Here is a 3,881-nt window from a genome sequence, read left to right on the forward strand (position 1 = left end):
CTTCTCGACCGCGGCCGCCTCCAGCAGCTCGGCGTGCCTGCGGTGCGCCGCCTCCAGCGCCTCGTTGGCCTCCCGCTGGACCGCAGCCGCGGCCTCGGCGGCCTCGGCGCGCAGCGCCTCGGCGGTCAGCTCGGCCAGGCGCATCACGCGTTCCGCGCCGTCCTGGCCCGGCAGGTCCGGCTGGGCCTGGACCTGGGCCAGGCGCTGCTCGGTGTCGACCAGGCGGGCCCGGGTGCGGGTCAGCTCCGCGGCGCCCTTGAGGGCGTCCTCGCGCGCGTTGTGTGCGTTCTTCTCCGCGCCCGCGACGGCGTCGCGTAGCGCGGACAGGCGCGAGGTCAGTTCGTCGACGTAGAGGTCGACCTGGGCGCGGTCGTAGCCCCGCAGCGCTGCGTCGAATCGCGCGCCCCATGCCGCTAAGGACCGCGAATCCTCGCGGTCCAGCGCCCGTTCGACGTCAGACGTCACCCCGGAATGCTCCCACGAGGGGTCTCACGGAGGGGCAAAACAGACATTTCCTCATGTCCGCAGGGTGCGTCCTACGCATCCATGCGCGGGTCCGAGCGACACGCCCACAAGTTCCGGTCATGGATGCCGCTGCGGTCATGGATGCGCGGAACGGAAGTGGCCTCAGACGTTGCGGAAGCGGTTGATCGCGGTCTCGAACTTGGCCCGCTTCTCCGGGTTGGAGACCCCGAGGCCCTCGGACGGGGCCAGGCAGAGCACGCCGACCTTGCCCTGGTGGGAGTTCTTGTGGACGTCCAGAGCGGCCTGGCCGGTGTCGGCCAGGGCGTAGGTCTTGGACAGCGTCGGGTGGATGATCCCCTTCTCGATCAGGCGGTTGGCCTCCCACGCCTCGCGGTAGTTCGCGAAGTGCGAGCCGATGATCCGCTTGAGGCTCATCCAGAGGTAGCGGTTGTCGTACTGGTGGATGTAGCCGGAGGTCGAGGCGCAGGTGGTGATGAGACCACCGCGGCGGGTCACGTAGATCGAGGCGCCGAAGGTCTCGCGGCCGGGGTGCTCGAAGACGATGTCGATGTCCTCGCCGCCGGTGAGCTCGCGGATGCGCTTGCCGAAGCGCTGCCACTCCTTCGGATCCTGGTTGTGCTCGTCCTTCCAGAACTTGTAGCCCTCGGCCGCGCGGTCGATGACGTGCTCGGCGCCCAGGGACCGGCAGATCTCGGCCTTGTCGGGGGAGGAGACGACGCACACCGGGATCCCGCCGCCGGCGAGCGCCATCTGCGTCGCGTAGGAGCCGAGGCCGCCGGAGGCGCCCCAGATCAGCACGACGTCGCCCTGCTTCATGTTCGCGCCGTTGTGCGAGACCAGCTGCCGGTAGGCGGTGGAGTTCACCAGACCGGGGCAGGCGGCTTCCTCCCAGGAGAGGTGGTCCGGCTTCGGCATCAACTGGTTGGCCTTGACCAGGGCGAGCTCGGCGAGGCCGCCGAAGTTGGTCTCGAAGCCCCAGATCCGCTGTTGCGGGTCCATCATCGTGTCGTCGTGGCCCATCGCGTCCTCGAGCTCGACGGACAGGCAGTGCGCGACCACCCGGTCGCCGGGCTTCCACTTGCTGACGCCCACGCCGACCTTGAGCACGACGCCGGCCAGGTCGGAGCCGACCACGTGGTACGGCAGGTCGTGCCGCTTGGTCAGCTCGGAGAGCTTCCCGTAGCGGGCCAGGAACCCGAAGGTGGACACCGGCTCGAAGATCGAGGTCCAGACGGTGTTGTAGTTCACCGCGCTGGCCATCACGGCCACCAGCGCCTCGCCCGGGCCCAGCTCCGGGGTGGCGACATCGTCGAGGTGCAGGCTCTGGCGTGGGTCCTTGTCGCGCGAGGCCATCCCTTCGAACATGTTCTCCTCGTCCTTGCGGACGGTGATGCCCTGGTAGGTCGACGGGATCGGAATCCCCGCGACGTCGGGGCGCTCGGTGTCACTGGCGAGGATCGCCTCGAGGATGTCCTTCACGGCATTACTCCTGAGTAGTGCGAACGGCTGCGTGCACGATACCGACGCCGAAAACGGGTGTTTGACCTACCTGTCTGCGAGGCGGTCGAGATCGTCGCCGGGCGGTCGGCAACCATCGCCGAGTGGGCGGCCTGGTGGAGAACGTGCCCGCGATCGCGCCCGCCGCCGTCGTCGTGCTGTTGCTGCTGGCCTGGAAGATCCGCTCGCACCAGGCGGACAAGGATCCCGAGGCGACGGCGTAGGTCAGGGCTGACTAGTGGGCGTGGCCGTCGGCGGCCGACTCGACCAGCTCGATCAGCACGCCGCCGGCGTCCTTGGGGTGCACGAAGTTGATCCGTGAGTTCGCGGTGCCCCTCTTCGGGGCGTCGTAGAGCAGCCGGACCCCGGCGTCGCGCAGGTGTGAGCTGATCGCGTCGATGTCGTCGACGTTGTAGGCCATCTGCTGGATGCCCTCGCCGTTCTTCGCGAGGAACTTGCCGATGGGGGAGTCCTCGCGCAGCGGGGCGAGCAACTGGATGCAGGACCCGGAGTCGCCGACGGCGAGCATCGCCTCGCGGACGCCCTGCTCCTCATTGACCTCCTCGTGCACCACGTGCATGCCGAAGGTGCGCTCGTAGAAGGCGATCGAGGCGTCCAGGTCGTGGACGGCCAGGCCGACGTGGTCGATCCGGTTGATCATGAAAGCTCCCTGGGCGGGCGTTCAGCGGGCATCGCGGTGCGACGAGCGGTCGGTGGGGGAATGACGATTTGCCCCTGCTGGCTATCGTTGCAGAAGCCCTGCAGCAGGGCACGTGGCACCGACCGTGGAGGGCCCCCATGACCAGCTCCGTGATCATCTCCGGCGCGCGCACGCCGATGGGACGCCTGCTCGGCTCCCTCAAGGACTTCTCCGGCGCCGACCTCGGCGGCCACGCGATCGCGGCCGCGCTGTCCAAGTCGGGGATCCCGGCCGCCGAGATCCAGTACGTGATCATGGGTCAGGTGCTGCAGGCCGGCGCCGGGCAGATCACCGCCCGCCAAGCCGCGGTCAAGGGCGGCATCAGCATGAACGTGCCGGCGATCACGATCAACAAGGTCTGCCTGTCCGGCCTGAACGCCATCGCGATGGCTGACCAGCTGATCCGGGCCGGCGAGGTCGACACCGTCGTGGCCGGCGGCATGGAGTCGATGACCCAGGCCCCGCACCTGCTGGCCAAGTCGCGCTCGGGATTCAAGTACGGCGACACCACGCTGACCGACTCGATGGCCTACGACGGCCTGTGGGACCAGTTCACCGACGCCCCGATGGGCGAGCTGACCGAGAAGGCCAACGCCCCGCTCGGGATCAGCCGCGAGGAGCAGGACGTGTTCTCGGCCCGCTCCCACCAGCTGGCCGCCGCCGCCCACAAGAACGGGCTGTTCGCGGACGAGATCGCCCCCATCGAGCTGCCCACCCGAAAGGGCGACCCGATCGTCTTCGGCGACGACGAGGGCATCCGCGGTGACACCACCGCCGAGTCGCTGTCCAAGCTGCGCCCGGCGTTCACCTCCGACGGCACGATCACGGCGGGCTCGGCCTCGCAGATCTCCGACGGCGGCGCGGCGGTGATCGTGATGAGCAAGGAGAAGGCGCTGGCCCACGGGCTGTCCTGGATCGCCGAGATCGGCGCGCACGGCATGGTGGCCGGCCCGGACTCGACCCTGCAGTCCCAGCCCTCGCGGGCGATCAACGCCGCGCTGGCCAAGGCGGGCCGCAGCGCCGCCGACCTCACCCTGGTCGAGATCAACGAGGCCTTCGCCAGCGTGGGCATCCAGTCGATGCGCGAGCTCGGCCTCGGCGAGGACAAGGTCAACGTCAACGGCGGCGCGATCGCGCTCGGCCACCCGGTCGGGATGTCCGGCGCCCGCATCGTGCTGACCCTCGCGCTCGAGCTCGG

Annotated in this window: 4 protein-coding genes; 1 reads left to right on the plus strand and 3 read right to left on the minus strand. The window is 69.4% G+C overall.

Translation table 11 applies throughout. The annotated features are described in order from the left end of the window. The 3 genes from H0X00_RS22405 to mce all read right to left on the minus strand — a co-directional run. The coding region (locus H0X00_RS22405) for a DivIVA domain-containing protein (RefSeq protein WP_293774989.1) at positions 1-465 on the minus strand (465 nt) is incomplete at its 3' end. Between the two features lie 162 nt (positions 466-627). Beyond that, positions 628-1,965: a crotonyl-CoA carboxylase/reductase gene (gene ccrA, locus H0X00_RS22410; protein WP_293774990.1), complete on the minus strand. Its 1,338-nt coding sequence runs from the start codon at positions 1,963-1,965 to the stop codon at positions 628-630. A 253-nt stretch (positions 1,966-2,218) separates the two neighbouring features. Next, positions 2,219-2,644, minus strand: a complete 426-nt coding sequence (gene mce, locus H0X00_RS22415) for a methylmalonyl-CoA epimerase (RefSeq protein ID WP_293774991.1) — start codon at positions 2,642-2,644, stop codon at positions 2,219-2,221. A 137-nt stretch (positions 2,645-2,781) separates the two neighbouring features. On the opposite strand from mce, the gene H0X00_RS22420 reads away from it, so the two are divergent. Further along, a partial coding sequence (locus H0X00_RS22420) for an acetyl-CoA C-acetyltransferase (RefSeq protein ID WP_293774992.1) occupies positions 2,782-3,881 on the plus strand: 1,100 nt, incomplete at its 3' end.

The sequence above is a fragment of the Sporichthya sp. genome (genome assembly GCF_013815995.1).
Lineage (GTDB): Bacteria > Actinomycetota > Actinomycetes > Sporichthyales > Sporichthyaceae > Sporichthya.

Coding starts and splice junctions, on each gene's coding strand:
- mce (WP_293774991.1), bottom strand. CDS start 2,644: ATGATCAACCGGATCGACCACGTCGGCCTGGCCGTCCACGACCTGGAC.